This window comes from Streptomyces sp. NBRC 110611, assembly GCF_001590865.1.
In the GTDB taxonomy this organism is placed as follows: Bacteria; Actinomycetota; Actinomycetes; order Streptomycetales; family Streptomycetaceae; genus Streptomyces.
In genome coordinates, this window is the sequence record NZ_BBUY01000018.1 from 1 (window position 1) to 17,310 (window position 17,310).

The 17,310-nt window shown below is 71.3% G+C and carries 8 protein-coding genes and 1 pseudogene; 5 read left to right on the top strand and 4 right to left on the bottom strand.

Annotated features, from left to right (window positions below; translation table 11 throughout):
• The first annotated feature begins 733 nt into the window (after positions 1–733).
• The 4 genes from AZE13_RS27210 (at position 734) to AZE13_RS27220 (ending at position 4,838) form a co-directional block, all read left to right on the top strand.
• The gene (locus tag AZE13_RS27210) at positions 734–1,402 is read left to right on the top strand and encodes a hypothetical protein (RefSeq protein ID WP_066937541.1); all 669 of its coding nucleotides are present in this window, start codon (positions 734–736) and stop codon (positions 1,400–1,402) included.
• Between the two features lie 34 nt (positions 1,403–1,436).
• The gene (locus AZE13_RS27215) at positions 1,437–3,434 is read left to right on the top strand and encodes a hypothetical protein (RefSeq protein ID WP_066937544.1); all 1,998 of its coding nucleotides are present in this window, start codon (positions 1,437–1,439) and stop codon (positions 3,432–3,434) included.
• Positions 3,431–3,568 (top strand): hypothetical protein, encoded by a 138-nt coding sequence (locus tag AZE13_RS37130; RefSeq protein WP_181690457.1) that lies wholly within the window; start codon positions 3,431–3,433, stop codon positions 3,566–3,568. Before AZE13_RS27215 ends, AZE13_RS37130 begins: the two co-directional genes overlap by 4 nt.
• A gap of 427 nt (positions 3,569–3,995) precedes the next feature.
• The gene (locus AZE13_RS27220; protein ID WP_066937547.1) at positions 3,996–4,838 is read left to right on the top strand and encodes a YoaK family protein; all 843 of its coding nucleotides are present in this window, start codon (positions 3,996–3,998) and stop codon (positions 4,836–4,838) included.
• Here the strand turns inward: AZE13_RS27220 and AZE13_RS27225 are convergent.
• Entirely contained in the window at positions 4,774–5,730 is a 957-nt protein-coding gene (locus AZE13_RS27225) for an esterase/lipase family protein (RefSeq protein WP_066937550.1), read from the bottom strand. The genes AZE13_RS27220 and AZE13_RS27225 overlap by 65 nt on opposite strands.
• A gap of 502 nt (positions 5,731–6,232) precedes the next feature.
• Between AZE13_RS27225 and AZE13_RS27230 the strand changes: the two genes are divergently transcribed.
• Entirely contained in the window at positions 6,233–6,493 is a 261-nt protein-coding gene (locus AZE13_RS27230; protein WP_066937553.1) for a hypothetical protein, read from the top strand.
• A 132-nt stretch (positions 6,494–6,625) separates the two neighbouring features.
• On the opposite strand, the gene AZE13_RS27235 is transcribed toward AZE13_RS27230, so the two are convergent.
• The 3 genes and pseudogenes from AZE13_RS27235 to AZE13_RS27245 form a co-directional block, all read right to left on the bottom strand.
• On the bottom strand, positions 6,626–7,843 hold the full coding sequence (locus AZE13_RS27235) for a cytochrome P450 (protein ID WP_066937556.1): 1,218 nt from the start codon (positions 7,841–7,843) through the stop codon (positions 6,626–6,628).
• Positions 7,840–11,586 (bottom strand): annotated as a pseudogene (locus tag AZE13_RS27240) (type I polyketide synthase); the annotation flags it as partial. The pseudogene AZE13_RS27240 and the gene AZE13_RS27235, both read right to left, overlap by 4 nt.
• A gap of 88 nt (positions 11,587–11,674) precedes the next feature.
• The gene (locus AZE13_RS27245; protein WP_066937561.1) at positions 11,675–17,284 is read right to left on the bottom strand and encodes a type I polyketide synthase; all 5,610 of its coding nucleotides are present in this window, start codon (positions 17,282–17,284) and stop codon (positions 11,675–11,677) included.
• Between the last annotated feature and the right edge of the window lie 26 nt (positions 17,285–17,310).

Consider the following 17,310-nt stretch of genomic DNA (forward strand, 5'->3'; position numbering starts at 1 on the left):
CACACAGGCCCAGAACGAATCAGAACGACTCGTTCAGGCTAACAGGGCGCCTTCCGGGGCTGTCAACGCATTAATCAACGCACCCCGCCCCTGGGGCCCTGCTCCAGGCCAGGTGCCGACATGGAAGGGTCGCTTGCGAACCTCATTCTGAAACGATCAGTTAGGCCCTTCGCGCCCGGGAGGCGGTGCGGCCCGAGGCGACGAAGTCGGGGATTCGATTGCGGAAGGCCCGCCAGCGCTTCCGGATCCGCGGAAATGAGACCGACGGAAAGATCGGGTGGGAGGCAGCCACGGGTTACGGCTTACGACTCACCGGGCCTTATTGATGCTGACAATAGCTCAGAAATCCCGTAGTGAAAATTTCGGTGACATCTTGCCGACGGTCGCGCGGGGCACCGAACGACTCCTGGAGCAGGGCTGACGAGGGAGTGTTTAAACACATCACACACCGTCAGTTCGCTTGCGCATCAGGTGTGTGCAGAGATTTTAGATGTTGCCCCGTCGCCCGCTTTGCGCGTGTCCGGTCGCCGGTATTTCAGTCAACCATTGAAAAAAAGCGAGCCGGTTGATCCTTGAACATTGGGCCGCTGCCGGCGGGCGTGACGCTCGGCCAGGTCCGGGCGCGGATCGCCCTGGACTCCGCCGCCCGCCGGAGCGGCCGGGGAGGGCTGTCGGTCGAGCTGAGCGGACACCTGTCCGTGGGCGGACCGGGCAGACCGGGCAGACCGGCGTATTGGAGAGCGCCGTCACGGTCGAGCTGCCCGCCCTGACGGCGCACGGTGAACTCACCGACGGCAGCGGCCTCTTCGAGCACGCCGAACCCGGCCTCGGCAAGAACGGCACGGGACGGCTCTCCTTCCTGTGCGACCTCTGGGAAGGCGCCTTCGTGGTCGCGGGAGCGCTCCTGAAGCCCCTGGAGATCGCCGGCGTCCCTGGCCGAGCTGACGTTGCAGGAGCTCTGCTTCGAGGTCGTCCCCACCCCCTCCGGGCGGCTGTTCACCGCGGCCGGGTCCGCCGAGTTCCCACTGCCCGCCGGGCCTGCGCCCGCCTCACCACACAGATCACCACCGGGGACAGCACGCCCGGCGTCGAGGCCGCCGATTCCCTCCTCCTCAACGGCCCGGAGTCGTCGCTGATGGAGCTGGACCTCGTGGCGGACCGCAACCCGGAGTCGACGAGCTGGACCGCGACCCGGGCCGCCCAGGAAGGCATCACGCTCGGCGAGGCGCTCGCCCCGCTGCTGCCCACGACGGCCGCACCGACAGCAGGACTGCCGAACCTGCTCCCCGCCGTCGAGAAGATCTCGCTGCGGTACACCTCGCCGACGGCGGCCGACGCCGCCTCCCTGGTCCTGACCACCGACACCCGGCAGGCACAGGCCGTCCTGGTCGTCACGGACTGAACTCCCCGCAGCCCCCCGAAAGGAAAACCCCGTCATGCGTCGCCTCACAGGGCTCGACCCTGCCCGTCTGACACCACCGCAGCCGGTCCAGGCGGCCGCGGAGTCCCACGTCGAGATCGCCTGGCGCGACGGCAAGCCGCTCCCGCTCACCGTGGTCCGGCCCGGCATCGCCGTGTGCCCCGACCCGGACGTCCTCGACATACGCGAAGCCACCTCCAACCCCGAGCCCGGCCTCGAACTGGACGCCGAGGACTACGTAGCGCAGATCGACTTCCTGCTCCGGCGGATCGAGTCCCCCGAAGCGGGCAAGCGCCTCGTCGAGTTCCTGGGCCAGGCCCAGCCGCTGCCCGACGCGGACGGCGGGGCAGTGGCCCTGGAATGGATCGACGGCCTGGTGCTGCGGCAGAACGGCCGCCGGATCTCGCCCTCCCCGGCCGAGGTACGGGCCGAGCGGGTGGCCTTCGACCACCACGCGCGCGCGGTCGTCCGCGCCGGCGGACGGGACGCCGACGCCCTCACCGCCCTGCGCAGCGCCGCCACCACCTGGCAGCAGCGCAGGCGCGTACGCGGGGTCACCGAGGTCGCCATCGCGCGCGACCTGGGATTCCGGCACCGTATCGCCTACGTCGCGCTGACGAGGGTGGAGCGCGTGCACCACCTGGCCGTGCCCCGCAAGCGCATCCCCCACCATCTCTTCGCCGGTGCGAGCAGTTTCGTCTACAGGTGCGACATCTCCTCCCTGAACGCGCCGGCGGCGTTCCTGAGTACCGTCGACCGGGCCGCCGCGTTCCAGGTGTGGGATCACCGGGACAAGATCGGCGACGCCCGTCTGGAACAGGGCTACCTGGTCGAGCAGCGTGCCTGCCATCGCAGCCCGGGCCGGCCGGCCGAGACCTCGCGGCCCCACTGGGTGAGCCCCGACAGCGTGCCCGAGGAGTTGCGGAAGCAAGCGAGGGTGCTCGTCAACCGGGCCCGGTCCGGGACCTCGGCCTCCGGTAAGTCGCCCTTGGAGACGATCACCGATGTGACCCCGGGGCAGGCGGTCGGCCGCGCCGAGCCGCACAAGGGGGAGGTGGGTTTCGTCGCCATGGTCCCGGCCAAGGTCGACGGTTATCAGGATCTGCTCACCCTGGCGCGCCGTTACCGCGACGAGGCGACCGCGACGAAGCAGGGGTGCGCGCTCGTCATCGGCCTCAACGAGGGCTACCCCTACCGCGAGAGCGAGGCCGGGCGCAAGGACCGCGTCAAGCGGCAGAAGAAGATCATCAAGGACTTCGCCGACGCGTGGCAGAAGGAGAAACCCGGCTTCCCGGTCGCGGTTCTTTCCTTCCTCTGGCGCGCGCCGCACGACAGTAAAGGCCTCAGCGATCAGAAGACCATCCCCTACGGCGCCATACGGCAGACCATCGCCGGAAGCGACCACGTCCAGGAGTTCGCGAAGGCGCTGTACGCCGACGGCAAGGGATACGAGCGGATCTACTTCCACACCGGCGACGACCCGCGCGTGGACATCGCCACCGCGATGGACCGGGACGTCCGCGTCGCGATGGCGGATGTCGACCCCAGGACCGTCTATTTCCCGGAACCCAACACGTTCATCAAGCTCCTGGACGGCCTCACCGGACTGGAGAACGGCGTCACCTTCGGTCTGGGCGACCAGGAAGGAGAGGCCCTGGCGAAGTCTCTCGGGAAGGTCCGCGGCGAGGACAGGAACAACAGGGTGTTCGCCCCTGACTGCTCCGTCGTCACCGACGGCGGCAGGCTCATCAAGGCCATCCTGGCCACGCCCCAACAGGCCTCGTCAGCTCACGCGTCCTCGCGCTCCGCCAGTCCTACACCCAGAGCCACGCGCGCCGTGAAGAGTGGCGGAAGCGCGTCCTCGACTTCTACCGGGTGGCGCCTGACACGGCAATGGGGCTGTCGGATCTCGTCTTCGAAGTGCCGGACGACACCAGGCTGGCAGAGCTCGCCGGAATGGACTCGGCGTCATTCGACGAATACCTCACCGGAGAAAGGAAGTCGGAGCTCTTGAAGAGAGTCAAGGCGAAGAAGCTCGACGGCCCTCTCCGCACCGATTCCGAGCCCTCACTCGGCCGCATCGTCAACGGCACGCACGAAGCCGTGTTGCGCAACTACGTCAACGCATACCGCCAACTCCCGCACTGAGCACGGAGCGAGGGGCCTGATTCCATCACCTTCCGTCATCCCCATCATCTTCCGTCATAGGAATCAGGCCCCGGCGCCGGCCTGACTCCGGCCCCGGCCCCGGCGCCGGCCTGCTGCCTCGCCGTTGCCGCCGGGCTCGCCCTGCCCGATGCCACTCACGGGGATCAAGTTCGGACGGATGCCGTGCCATTCCATCGACGCGGCGGTGGCCAGTTCCCATACGTCGGCGACTTGCTTTCAAATCAGAACCCCTTCCGCCGCTACATCTGCGATGTCAAGGTCACTTGGCGAATGGGTCTGGGATTGTTCGGTCTGCGCTGGCGTGAAACTCCTCGCCTTCTCACTCCCCCGCAGCGGTGCTGATAGGCAGGAAGCGGGCCGGCCACCGAACCCGGCCGGCACTGGAGAAGGAGGCGAAGTTCACGACATGGCACGGCGTACGACGCTCGGCGACGACCCCCTGCCCTCGGTCATCCTGGCGCTGACGACGGTGAGCGGCATGATGGACGCCATCAGCTTCCTGGGCCTGGGAAAGGTCTTCATCGGGATGATGACCGGCAACGTCGTCGTCCTGGGATTCGCCCTCGGCGGGGTTCCCGGCTTCTCCGAACCCGGCCCGCTGGTCGCCATCCTGGGCTTCGTCGCCGGCATCGTACTCGCCGGTCGCGGGGAACGACGAACATCCCGGAGCGAGCCCCGCCGTTGGTTCCCCCGCGCACTGCTCTTCGAAACGGCCTTCCTGTACGCCGCCACCACACTCGCCTGGCTGGCCCCGCAGAACCCGCCGATCCACGACATCATCACCGGCACCCTCGCCACCGCGATGGGCGTACGATGCGCCACCGTCCGCAGACTCGCGGTACCCGACCTCGTGGTCACCTTCGCCCTGACGGGAGCCCTCATCGCCCTGATACAGGACGCGAACCGGACGAAGTGGCGCGGCCGACAGGCCGTCAGGAGACTTTGCGTGATCCTCGCCCTGACGCTCGGCGCCGCCGCCGGAGCGGTACTCATGCAACACACAGGGCTCCGCTGGTCCCTGCTCGCCGTCGCGATCCTGGTGACGGCCATCACGGCGGTCGTGCGCTGGCACCCGGCCCTCACGAGCGGCGCACGAGCCGGGGAGCACCAGACAGTGACCGGTGCGCCGTTCGTGGACCCGGTGGCACGATCGAGATCGGCCAAGGCGGACCTTCGGGCCGGAATCAGAAGGCGGGCGCCCTCGGCACACAGGGAGCGGCCGGGGCTGAGGGGTCCAGGGCCCGTTTGACCAGTCCGACCGCACGCGGGCTGTAGGACATGCTCAGATGGGCGGAGAAGTCGACGAAGCAGCCCTCCTGCAAGGTGATGTTCTGCACCGTTGCTCCGGGGCCCGCCGTCATGAACGTGTTCTGCCAGGGGGTGCTGACCTCGTCGTACTTCGTGCCGATCACGGTGTACTCGACCCCGGGAACGGTGTCGCCGTCGGCGTTGAGTTCCTTGATGAAGTCGGAATTCTCGTACTGCTGGATGCCCGCCTTCCCGAAGTACTTCTCCCCGGATTCCAGTATGTGGAGCTTGTCGGCGAGAGTCTCGATGCCGCTGAGGGTGGTGCCGTGGTTGGTCGCGGCGAGTTGGACAACCTTCTTGACCTTGTTCTTCGAGGGGTCGGTCGTGTTCGCGCCTCCGTCGGCCTTGAGATACCAGCGGGCCAGAATCCCGCCCTGGGAGTGGCCGACAAGGTCTACCTGGCCGGAGCCGCTGGCAGCGAGCACCTTGTCCACGAAGGCGGCCAGCTCCTCGGAGGACTTCCTGATGTCTCCGTAACCCTTGACGGTGGGAGCGACACCGACTCCGGCGTCGTCGGTGTCGCCGTAGTCGAGGGCGTAGACGCAGTAGCCCTGGGCCTTCAACTCGGGGGACACCCGGGCCCAGTTGTTGTAGCGGTTCTCATAGGTCCCGTGTACCAGGACGACCGGACGCGGGTGGGCGGCGCTGGGACGGCAGTTCCAGTCGTTGGCGCCCGGCGGATCGATGTCGAGGTGGAGGATGGAATAGCCGAGTGCGGGAAGGAAATTGTCCTGCTCAGGGCCGGTCCTCGCGGCCGCGGACGTGGAGGTGGAGGTGGCCAAGACCGTCGCGGCGGCGGCACAGACGGCGGTGACGTATCTGAGTATGTGCAAGACGGCTCCTGAGAAGTGCGGAACTCGGACCACGCGCGATGTCTCTCATGAGTGCTGACCGAGGAGGAAGCCTCGGGTGACCTCCTCCGACGTCCCCACCGGATGACGCACCGTCAGGCCTCCGGCCCTGGTACCGCCCGAGGAGCCCGGACCGTCGGCCGCGTGTCCCCGGCATGGCCTCCCGGGCCCTCAGTGCGCACGCCGAGGCGGGAGGCTCTGAAGGGAGGAAAACAACAGGCGCGCACTCACACCCCCCGAACGGCCGAATCATCACACCGGTCACACCCGACCATCACATCTCTACAAGATCGCGTTACGAGCTCCGAGCCGAGCGATCATGCGAAGCCACTTGATAGCCAGCCCGCCGAGTACGGCCTGGAGCGTTCATAGAGTCGCAGGTCACGCATGTGACTTCGAGCGTTTCGCCGACCTGGCCGGCGGCCACCCTGACCACTCGGATCCCCCTAATCCCGCCGCAGACTCGCCGTTCGCATCAGACGGAATGCCTCACATCTGGGAACTGACCGGGTGGGATGCCGATGAACGCCCAGCTCACGTCACCGAGCTCAGCCGGGAAGAGATCGTGCGCATCCGCGACCTCTTCGACCGCCGCCTACCCCCGGCAGGTAAGGACGAGTGGCTTGCCTGCGCGGCCTACGAAGTGACCCTTGACCTGCAACCCCAGGTGCTGACCGCTATCCCTCGGCTGGAGTTCAAGCCAGGGCTGCACTACTTCGTTGAGGGGGCTGTCCTCTCCGACTAGGAGGCCGGCGGCCCGGTCCCGCCGTCTGGGGAACCGAGCAGGCCGTGACCGTCACCGACGACGTCAACCGCTGCCGGCAGTCCTTTCTGCGGAGAATGGCCGGTCGCGACGGCGTCCCGCTGCTCCGCGCCGTCAGGCGCCCTGCCAGGTCACGTGCATCGCCTCCGGTCCCCGGACGTGCGGTCGTTCCTTCCATGTGATGTCGCGGACGGTCAGCTCCGGGGTCCTGGTGAGCAGCACCCGCAGTCCCTCCTGGAGGTCGATGCGCCCGAGCTGGGCGCCGACGCAGTAGTGCGCGCCATGACCGAAGCTGAGGTGTCCACCGGGTGGCCGGGTGAAGTCGATCGCGTCGGGGTCCTCGAATCGGGCCGGGTCGTGGTTGGCCGACTCGTTGGCGACGGTGAGGGCTTCGCCCGCGCGTACCAGCGTGCCGCCGACGTTGACATCCTCCCGCGCATAGCGGACGAACAGGCCGGCACCGGCGGAGGCGTTGTAGCGCAGCAGCTCCTCAACCGCCGCCGGCAGCTCGGCCGGGTGCGCACGGAGCCGGTTCCAGAGCACACGGTCGCCCCGCGTGAGAACGTAGACGCAGTTCGGAATCTGGGTGGTGACCGCCTCGAACCCGGCCAGCAGCAGGCCGACGACCAGGTCGATCAGCTCGGTGTCGGTAAGCCGGTCCTCCTCGTCCCGGGCCTGGATCATCGCCGACAGCAGGTCGTCGCGGGGGCGGGCCCGACGCTCGGCGATGAGCTGCTCGGTGCAGGTGCGCAGGGCACCGAACCGCCGCATCATGTCCTCGGGGCCGACGGCGCTGCCGGGGAGCAGCGCCGCGCTGGCCGACTCGAACGCCTCCCGGTCCGAGGCCGGCACGCCGAGCAGGTCGCAGAGGGACAACACGATGATCTGCTGCGCGTAGTCCGCCACGATGTCCATGCCCGGCCCGGCGTTCATCGCCGACGACAGCAGATCGTCCGCCGCCGCGTGGACCGTCGGGCGCTGCTCGTCGATACGGGATTTGCTGAGGGCTTTGAGCAACAGCGTGCGCAGCCGGGTGTGTTCGGGGGCATCCAGGGTGATCAGCCCGGCCAGGTCCGTCGCCTCGTCCTGGCGCGGGTAGTCCCGGCCGACGGACATCGCGCGGCTGAACCGCGCATCGCCCAGCACCAGCCGGGCGTCCGCGTAGCGGGTGACCAGCCAGGTGGGTTCACCGTAGGCGAGCCGCACCCGGAGCAACCCCTTGCGCTGCCGCAGTTCCCGGAACCGCTCGTTGACCTCGATGCCGCGGCCGTCGTCGAAGGGGAAGTGCTCCAGTGCCTCTGTGGTGACGGGAAGATCGGGAACGGTCGTCATACGGGCTGCACCTCCGTCAGCCAGTCGTGCAGGTTCGTCGAGATCAGGTCGGCGTGCTGGGACAGAATGGTGAAGTGATCGCCGGGCAGCCTGCGCACGCGGTGCGCCAGTTCGGCCGGGAACGGGTGGTCCTCCGAACTGGTGGGCATACCCGCGACGACCTCGCTGGCGAGCAGGTGCAGGACCGGCGCCTCCAGCGGGCCGGGCCGCCAACCGCTGAAGATCCTGCTGTAGCCGCCCATCGCCGCGATCTGGCCGCTGGTGGTCACGGTCCGGTCCGGACGGTCGAGCGACATGCCCATGAGGTCACGCCGTCGGATCTGCTCGCGCATGAACTCGCTGCGAGTCTCGGTCTGGTCCATCTCCTCCTCCGGCAGGTACGAGTCCAACAGCAGCAGCGCGGTGACGGGGACGCCGGTCTGCTCCAGGTGCGCGGCCAGGTCGTGCGCCAGCCAGCCGCCCGAGGAGTAGCCCGCGATGATCAACGGGGTGCCGGCCAGCTCACGGCGCAGCGGTTTCGCCAGCATCCGCATCAGGGCGGCACGGTCGGCGGGCAGCGGAGCCTCACCCGCGAATCCGGGCGACCACAGCGACCACACATCGGACGCGGGGTCCAGCCCGGTGTGCAGGTAGGAGTAGGGCAGGTCCAGGTTGGGGAAGATCGGCGGGGTGAGGCCGACGATCGTGGGGCCGCCCGCGCCCGCCCCCACCTGGCGCAGTTCGGCGAGGTCGCGCGGATCGTCCTGATCGAACGTGTCGCGGGTCTCGGAGGCCGTGCGGGCCAGGCGGAGGGCGACGTCGATCCGGCCGGTGCGGATCGCCCGGATGTAGAACGAGGCCAGGCTGCCGTCGCTTTCGTCGGTGTTCTCGGGCGCCGGGTCCACCGGCCCGGTGCCGGGTTCCCGGGTCTCGTCCCCGGACCGGGTGGTCCCCACGATCTCGTCGAGCGTGCCCTCCTCGGCGCGGGCGGCCAGCTTTTCCAGCACGCGCTCGGTGAGATCGACCACCGTGGGATAGTTCAGCACGTCGGCGAGTTCGATCTCCACACCGGCGCCGTTGGTGAGGCGATTGCGCAGATCCTGCGCGCTCAGCGAGTCCATCCCGAGGTCGCGGAACGTCTCCTCGGCGTCGACCTCGTCCTCCGGTCCGTAGCCCATCGCCCGGTCCAGGCACTGACGGACCAGCGTCTCGACGTGACCGTTGCGCTCCTGCTCGGGCAGTGCCCACAGCAGAGCCGCGGGCGAGCGGCGATCGGCCTCGTGCGTCCCCGGGGCGTCGGAGGTCAGCACCGGCATGGTCCACTCGCGCTCGATCCAGTAGCGGCTGCGCTGGAAGGCGTAGCCGGGCAGCGGGATACGCCGGGCACCGGCGTCGGCCAGGACGGCACGCCAGTCCACCGTCGCGCCCCTCACGTACGCGCGGCCCAGTGCGCGCACGATTGCCGCCGGACCGGTCCCCGCGCTCTCCGTCTCCTCCGGCACGGCCAGCACGGCGGCACCGTCGGACATCGCGGCGGCCAGGCCCGCGGTGTCCCCACCGAACACGAGCAGCAGTCGATGACCGTCGGCCCGCAGCTCGCGGGCGACCGCGTCGGATACGGCAGCAGCCGGCACCATGCGGTAATCGTCCTCGGCCGGACGGTCGCGCAGCCAACGGCCGGTGTCCCCGCACAGCACCGGCACACCGGGCGCGGGGGGCGGGACATCCACGACGTCGGGTTCCACGCCCGCGGGACACCCGGCCGCGATCCGCAGCGCCGAGGACAGGGACAGCCATCCGACCGCCCAGGACGCGGCCAGCCGGCCGGATCCGTGTGCCGCCAACGCCGCCGGGCGCACCCCGGACGCGCACCACATCCGTGTCACGCCGGTCAGCACGGCCAGCGTGGCCGGGGCCAGCACATCCGGCCGGTCCAGTGGTGGCGCGTCCGGGTCGCCGCGCAGCACGTCCGCCAGAGACCAGCCGACCAGCCCGGCCAGCGTGGCCGCACATGCGGAGAGGTGCTCGGCGAAGCCCTCGGTCTGGGCGTACTGCGTGGCCAGCGCGCGCACCACGGCCGGGGGGCACTCATGTGGGTACACGAACGCGGTGGTGCCGTTCCGCACGGCGGTGCCGGAGACCACCGCCGTGGCGCTCCCGGTCTCGTTTTGGCCCGTGCTCAGCGCGGTCAGGCCCGCGGCGAGGTCGGCCGGGCGGGAGCCGAACACCACCGCGCGGTGCGGCAGGTGCGCCCGGGTGGTGGCCAGCGACCACGACAGGTCCAGCAGATCCGGGCGCGCCCGGTCGAGGTACTCGTGCAGCGCGGCCGCCTGCGCGGACAGCGCCTGTTCGGTCCTGCCCGACAGGGTCCAGGCCAGCAGCGGCGGGACGGCCCGGTCGCCGGGCCCGGTGTCCGGGTCGGGCCCCGGGTCCTCCAGGATCACATGCGCATTGGTACCGCCGACTCCGAACGCGGATACGCCCGCCCGCCGGGGACGCCCGTCGCGCGGCCACGGGACTGCGCCGGTGAGCAGTTCGACCCCGCCCTGCGCCCAGTCGACCCGGGGGGTCGCCGTGCCGATGTGCAGGGTCCTGGGCAGCGTGCTGTGCCGCATGGCCAGCACCATCTTCACCACGCCGGCGACTCCGGCCGCGGCCTGGGTGTGGGCGAGGTTCGACTTCACCGCGCCGACCAGCAGCGGCGGCCGGTCGCCGCGGTGGCGGCCGTACCCGGCCAACAGCGCCTGCGCCTCGATCGGGTCGCCGAGCGCGGTACCCGCGCCGTGCGCCTCCACCGCGTCGACGTCCGCGGGCGACAGGCCGGCCGAGGCGAGCGCGTCGGCGATCACCTGCTGCTGCGCGGTTCCGTTCGGGGCGGTCAGCCCGGAGGAGGTGCCATCGGAGTTGATCGCCGATCCGCGCAGCAGCGCGAGCACCGGGTGGTGGTTGCGGCGTGCGTCGGAGAGCTTCTCCAGCACCAGCATCCCGGCACCCTCGCCCCACGCGGTGCCGTCGGCGGCCGAGGAGAAGGGCTTGCACCGCCCGTCCGGCGCCAAGGCGCGATGCCGGGCGTAGTCGATGAACAGCAGCGGGCTGGACAGGATGGTCACCCCGCCCGCGAGCGCCAGGGTGCACTCCCCCGCGCGCAGCGACTGCACGGCCAGGTGGATCCCGACCAGGGACGAGGAACAGGCGGTGTCCACCGTGAGCACGGGCCCCTGCAGGCCGAACACATAGGCCAGCCGGCCGGAGGTCACGCTGCCCGCGTTGCCGATGGAGAGCTGGCCCAGCATGTCCTCGGGCATCTCGCGGACCGCCGTGGCGTAGTCCGCGTTGGACAGTCCGAGGAACACGCCGGTGCGGCTGCCGCGCAGCCCGGCCGGATCGATACCGGCGGACTCCAGCGCCTGCCAGGTGACCTCCAGCGCGATCCGCTGCTGCGGGTCCATGCTGAGCGCCTCGCGCGGCGAAATGCCGAAGAACTCGGGATCGAAGTCGGCCGCGTCGTCGAGGAAGGCTCCGTGCCGGACGTAGGAGCGGCCCGGTGTGCCCGGTTCCGGGTGGTAGATCTGGTCCTCGGTCCAGCCGCGGCCGGCCGGGAACCCGGTGATCACGTCCCGCTCCGCGGCGAGCAGTTCCCACAGCTCCTCCGGCGAGCCGACCCCACCGCCGAACCGGCAGCCCATGCCGACCACGGCCACCGGGTCGTCGACGGGGTTCTCCAGCTCCCGCAACCGCTCCCGGGTGCGCTGGAGTTCCGCGGTGACCCGCTGGAAGTACTTGACGAGCTTCGGATCCTCGCCCACAGCTTTCAATTCCTCTCCGGTCGGCCGGGCGGCCCCGGCTGCTGGTTCACGCATCGCCGAGTTCCCGGTCCACGAAGGCGTAGAGCTGTTCCACGGAGGCCGAGCTCAGCTCGTCCACGCCGAGCCCCGGCTCGCCGTCCAGCGCGCGCAGCGCCGCCCGCAGTTGTCCGCGCAGCGCGTCGCGCTGCGCGTGCTCGCCGGCCAGCGCCTCCTCGACCGCCTGCGCGAGCCCGGAGAGCTGATCCGGGCCGCGCTCGGCGGGGCCGTCCGCCGGTTCCGCCGCGCCGGCGGCATCCGGCGCGACCTCCGTACCGAGGTGCGCCGCGAGGATGGCCGGGGTGGGGTGGTCGAACACCAAGGTGGCGGGCAGGGTCAGACCCGTGGCGGTGTTGAGCCGGTTGCGCAGCTCGACCGAGCTCAGTGAGTCGAATCCGAGGTCTCCGAACGGACCGTCCGCGGGCACCCCGTCCGCGGACGGGTAGCCGAGTACGGCCGCGATGTGACCGAGCACCAGGTTGAGGAGCTGCCGGTCCCGTTCGGCGGGGCTCAGCCCGCCCAGCCTGCGGGCCAGGTCCGCCGGGGACTCGGCGGGCGCGGCGGACCGCGTGGAGCGCCGGCGGCGGGCCGGGCGGACCAGGTCGCGCAGCAACGGCGGAATTCCCTCCTCTCCCAGACCGGCCACGGTGGCCAGATCCAGCCCGATGGGCACCAGGTGGACCCTGTCCGAGCCGGTCGCGGTGTCCCAGAGGGCCAGGCCCTGCGCGACGGTCAGTGCGCGGATGCCGGTGCGGTCCATGCGGGCCCGGTCCGCGGCGGCCAGCCCGCCTCCCATCCCGTCGGTCGTGCCGGTCCCGCTGTCCGGCGCCCACAGGCCCCAGCCCAGCGAGCGGGCCGGGAGCCCGGCGGCGGCCCGCTGGTTCATGAGCGCGTCCAGGAAGGCGTTCGCCGCGGCGTAGGCCCCCTGGCCCGCAGTGCCGAACACGCCGGCGGCGGAGGAGAAACACGTGAACCCGACGAGATCGAGCTCCCGGGTCAACTCATGCAGGTGCCAGGCTCCGTCGACCTTCGGCGCCAGCACGTTCTCCACTTGCTCATCGGTCAGCGACTCCACCAGGCCGTCGTCCAGCACACCGGCCGCATGGACCACGGCGGTGAGCGGGTGTGCCGCGGGCACCTCGGCCAGCACCCGGGCCACGTCGTCCCGCCGGGCGACGTCGCCGCGCGCCAGCTCGGCGTGCGCGCCGAGCCGGCCGAGTTCGGCGACCAGTTCCGCGGCGCCGGGGCTCTCCGCGCCACGGCGCGACAGGAGCAGCAGCCTGCGGGCGCCCCGGCTTGCCAGATGCCGGGCCAGCGTGCGGCCCAGCGACCCGAGTCCACCGGTGATCAGCACGGTGCCGTCGGGATCGGGCGTGCGGGCGGCCGAGCCGCCGTCGCTCTCCACCGGACCGCCGTCGCTCTCCGCCGGACCGTCGTCGCTCTCCGCCGGACCGTCGTCGCGGTGCAGCCGGGGCACCAGCAACTCGCCCGCGCGCAGCGCCACCTGGGGCTCACGGGCCGCGGACGCGACGGCGACCGCGTCGCGCACCGCGGTGTCGGTCGGCTCGTCGACGTCGACCAGCAGGAGGCGACCCGGGTACTCGCTCTGGGCCGAGCGGGCCAGCCCGTGGGCCGCGGAGAGTGCCAGGTCGGGTTCGTCGCCCGCACGCACGCCGAGCGCGCGCTCGGTGCAGACCACCAGCAGCGAACCGGCGAACCGCTGGTCGGTGAGCCACATGCGCAGATGCCCGGTCAGCTCGGTGAGCGCGGCGCGCACCCGTGCGGTGACGTCGTCCCCGGCGGGACGGGCCGGGCGCAGCACCACCACCGGCGGCACCGGGTCCTCCGCGTCGGCCAGCGCCGCGAGGTCGAGCCCACCGGTCCCAGGGTCGTGCCACCCACCGGAAGCGTCCACGGTGGACGGCCGGCGCACGGGCACCCAGTCCTGTGCGAGCAGTTCCGCGCCGTCCTCGGCCGGTCCCAGCAGGTAGGACTCATCGGCGGGCAGCGGCCGGAACACCAGGGAGTCCACCGTGGCCACGGTGGCACCGGTCTCGTCCGCCAGCGTGATCGCCACGTCACCGTTCCCGCCGGTGGCGTGCACCCGCACCATCGAGGCTCCGGCCCGGAACAGCGACAGCCCCGACCACGAGAACGGCATCGAGCCGCTGCCCTCGTCGATCCCGTCCAGCTGCGGGCCGAGACCGACCGCGTGCAGTGCCGCGTCCAGCAGCGCCGGATGCAGGCTGTAGCGCTTCGCGTCGCCCGCCGCTTCGGCGGGCAGGGCGATCTCGGCGAACATCTCCGAGCTCCCGTCGGGGTGGTCGCGTTGCCAGAGGGTCCGCAGACCTCGGAACGCGCCCTCGTAGCGGAAGTGCCTGCCCTCCACCACCTCGTCATAGACGTCCGCGACCGGGATCTCCCGCACATCCCGCGGCGGCCAGTGCGCGAGGGCGGTGTCCGGCGTCGCGGTGCGGATACCCAGGTAGCCGAAGGCGTGCGACCGCCAGGGGCCCGGCTCGGCCCGGCCCACGCCCTCCGGCCGGGAGTACACCCGCACCGGGCGGCGGCCGGTCTCCTCGGTGTTGCCCACCACCACCTGCACCGATACCCCGCCCTGCTCCGGCAGGACCAGCGGTGCCTCGACGGTGAGCTGTTCGAGCAGGTCGCAGCCGGCGTGCTCGCCCGCGGCCAGCGCCAGTTCCACGAAGCCGGTGCCGGCCAGCAGGGGGATGCCGCGCACCCGGTGGCCCCCCAGCCAGGAGTGCGACTGGAGGGACAGCCTGCCGGTGAGCAGCACGCCGTCGCCCTCGGCCGCGGACACCATGGCACCCAGCAGCGGGTGGCCGACCGGGAGCAGCCCGGTGGAACGCAGGTTCAGCCCGTTCCCGTCCGGCACCAGCCAGTACCTCTCGTGCTGGAACGCGTAGGCGGGCAGGTCCGCCGTCCTGGCGGGCGCGGCGGGCAGCACGGCGGGCCAGTCCACCTCCACGCCCTGCGTGTGCAGCGCGCCGAGGGCGAGCAGCACGTCCTTGGTCTCGTCACGATCGGCCCCGCGCAGGGTGGGCACCCTCGCCTCGTCCGGCCCGGCATCCCGCCCGGCCAGCGCGGACAGCACCGCGCCCGGTCCCAGTTCGAGCAGGACGCGGGCACCGGCCTCGCGTGCGGTGCGCAGCCCGTCATGGAACCGCACCGCCTGCCGGACGTGCGCGGTCCAGTACGCCGGCGAGCGCAACTGCTCCGCCGTGGCCGGCTCGCCGGTGAGGTTGGAGATCACCGGGATTTCCGGATCGTGCGCCGTCAACCCGGCCAGAACCGTGCCGAACTCGGCCAGCATCGGCTCCATCAGCGGCGAGTGGAACGCGTGACTGACCCTCAGCCGCCGGGTCCGCCGTCCCCGGCCCGCCCAGTCGGCCTCAAGTTCCGTGATGTCGTCGTCCACACCGGAAACGACCACCGTGTCCGAAGCGTTCACCGCCGCGACGGACACCCGCCCCGCGCGCCCCGCCAGCCAGGGGGCCAGGTCCTGCTCGGTGCCCTGCACGGACAGCATCGCGCCGCCCTCGGGCAGCGCGGCCATCAGGCGGCCTCTGGCGGCCACCAGCCGGACCGCGTCCGGCAGCGACCACACCCCGGCCACGTGCGCCGCGCTGATCTCCCCGATCGAATGTCCCAGCAGCAGGTCCGGGCGCACGCCCCAGGAACGCATCAGCCGGAACAGCGCGACCTCCACCGCGAACAGGGCGGCCTGGGCGTAGTCGGTGCGGTCGAGCAGGTCCGGTTCGTCCTCGAGCACGGTCCGCAGCGGAATCGTCAGCTCCCGGTCGAACAGCTCGCACACCTCGTCGAACGCCTCGGCGAACGCAGGGAAGGAGGCGGCGAGTTGCCGCCCCATGCCGGGCCACTGCGCGCCTTGGCCGGTGAACAGCACGCACATCCCGCCGCCGGCCGCAGCGCCCACCGCCACATCGGGGACCAGGCCGGTGTCGAGGTGGCCGCGCAGCGCGGAGGTGAGTTCGGCCCGGTCCCGGCCGGGCACTGCCAGCCGGTGGCGGAAGTGGGTGCGGCGGGTGGCCAGTGCGTGCGCCAGCCCCTCGGCGGAGGGAGCATCGCCGGACTCGGCGAAGGCCAGCAGCCGGGTCGCCTGGTCGCGCAGCGCGTCCTCGGTCCGGCCCGACACCGTCCACACCAGACCGGCGGACGGCACGCCGGGCTCCGGCGCCTCCGGCTCGACGTGCTGTTCCAGCACGACATGGGCGTTGGTGCCACTGATCCCGAAGGAGGAGACGGCGGCGCGGCGCGCCCGACCGGTCTCCGGCCAGGGCATCGCATCGGCGAGCACGCTGACCCCGTCCACTCCCCAGTCCACCTTCGGGGTGGGGCTGTCCACGTGCAGCGTCTTCGGCGCGAGACCGTGCCGCATCGCCATAATCATCTTGATGATGCCGGCCACGCCGGCCGCGGCCTGGGTATGCCCGATGTTGGACTTCAGCGAGCCCAGCAGCAGCGGCCGGCCGGGCGGCCGGTTCCGGCCATAGGTCGCTACCAGCGCGGTGCCCTCCACCGGGTCGCCGAGCGGGGTGCCGGTGCCGTGCGCCTCGACCACGTCGACGTCCTGGGTGGACAGTCCGGCGTCGGCGAGCGCGGTACGGATCACCTCCTGCTGGGCGGTGCCGTTGGGTGCGGAGAGCCCGTTGCTGGTGCCGTCGGAGTTGACCGCCGAGCCGCGCAGCACCGCGAGCACCTGATGGCCGTGCCGCCGCGCGTCGGACAGCCGCTCCAGTACCAGCAGACCCGCCCCCTCGGCCCAGATCGAGCCGTTCGCCCCGGCCGCGAACGCTTTGATCCGAGCGTCCCGGGAGGTGACGCCCTGGCCGCAGAACTCGACGAACGTCTCCGGAGTGCTCAGCACCGTCACACCGCCCGCCAGCGCGATCGGGCACTCGCCGGCGCGCAGCGCCCGCATCGCGAGGTGGGCGGCGACCAGGGAGGACGAGCAGGCGGTGTCCACGGTGAGGGCCGGGCCGTGGAAGCCCAGGGCGTAGCTGATCCGGCCCGAGATCACGCTCATGGTGTTGCCGGTGATGCCGTACTGGGAGAACTGGTCGGTGCCTTGCCAGAGCATCTCGTAGTCGTTGCTGGACGCGCCGACGAAAACCCCGGCCCGCTCCCCCACCAGCGAGTCCGGCAGGATGCCCGCGGACTCCAATGCCTCCCAGGCCAGCTCCAGCACCAACCGCTGCTGCGGGTCCATCACCAGCGCCTCACGCGGGGAGATCCCGAAGAACGCGGGGTCGAAATCGCCCGCACCGCTGAGGAAGCCGCCCTCGCGCACGTAGGACCGCCGCGCCTGCTGGGACTCCGGATCGGCGTCGTAGAGCTCCTCGATCGGCCAGTGCCGGTCCTCGGGGAAAGCCGAGATGGCGTCGGTGCCCGCAGCCACCAGGTCCCACAGCTGGGCGGGCGAGGCCACGTCGCCGGGCAGCCGGCACGACATGCCGATCACCGCGATCGGCTCGGTGGACCGCTCGGTCGCGTCGCGCAACTGCTCGCGGGTGCGTAACAGATCGGTGGTGGCTCTTTTCAGATATTGCCGGAGCGTGCTGACTTCATCGGGCATGAATGACTCCCTGCGACGGGTGGCCG

Excerpts from the sequence above, each read along its gene's own strand:
- AZE13_RS27230 (WP_066937553.1), top strand. The coding sequence starts at position 6,233 with ATGCCTCACATCTGGGAACTGACCGGGTGGGATGCCGATGAACGCCCA.
- AZE13_RS27235 (WP_066937556.1), bottom strand. The coding sequence starts at position 7,843 with ATGACGACCGTTCCCGATCTTCCCGTCACCACAGAGGCACTGGAGCAC.
- AZE13_RS27245 (WP_066937561.1), bottom strand. The coding sequence starts at position 17,284 with ATGCCCGATGAAGTCAGCACGCTCCGGCAATATCTGAAAAGAGCCACC.
- AZE13_RS27215 (WP_066937544.1), top strand. The coding sequence starts at position 1,437 with ATGCGTCGCCTCACAGGGCTCGACCCTGCCCGTCTGACACCACCGCAG.
- AZE13_RS27220 (WP_066937547.1), top strand. The coding sequence starts at position 3,996 with ATGGCACGGCGTACGACGCTCGGCGACGACCCCCTGCCCTCGGTCATC.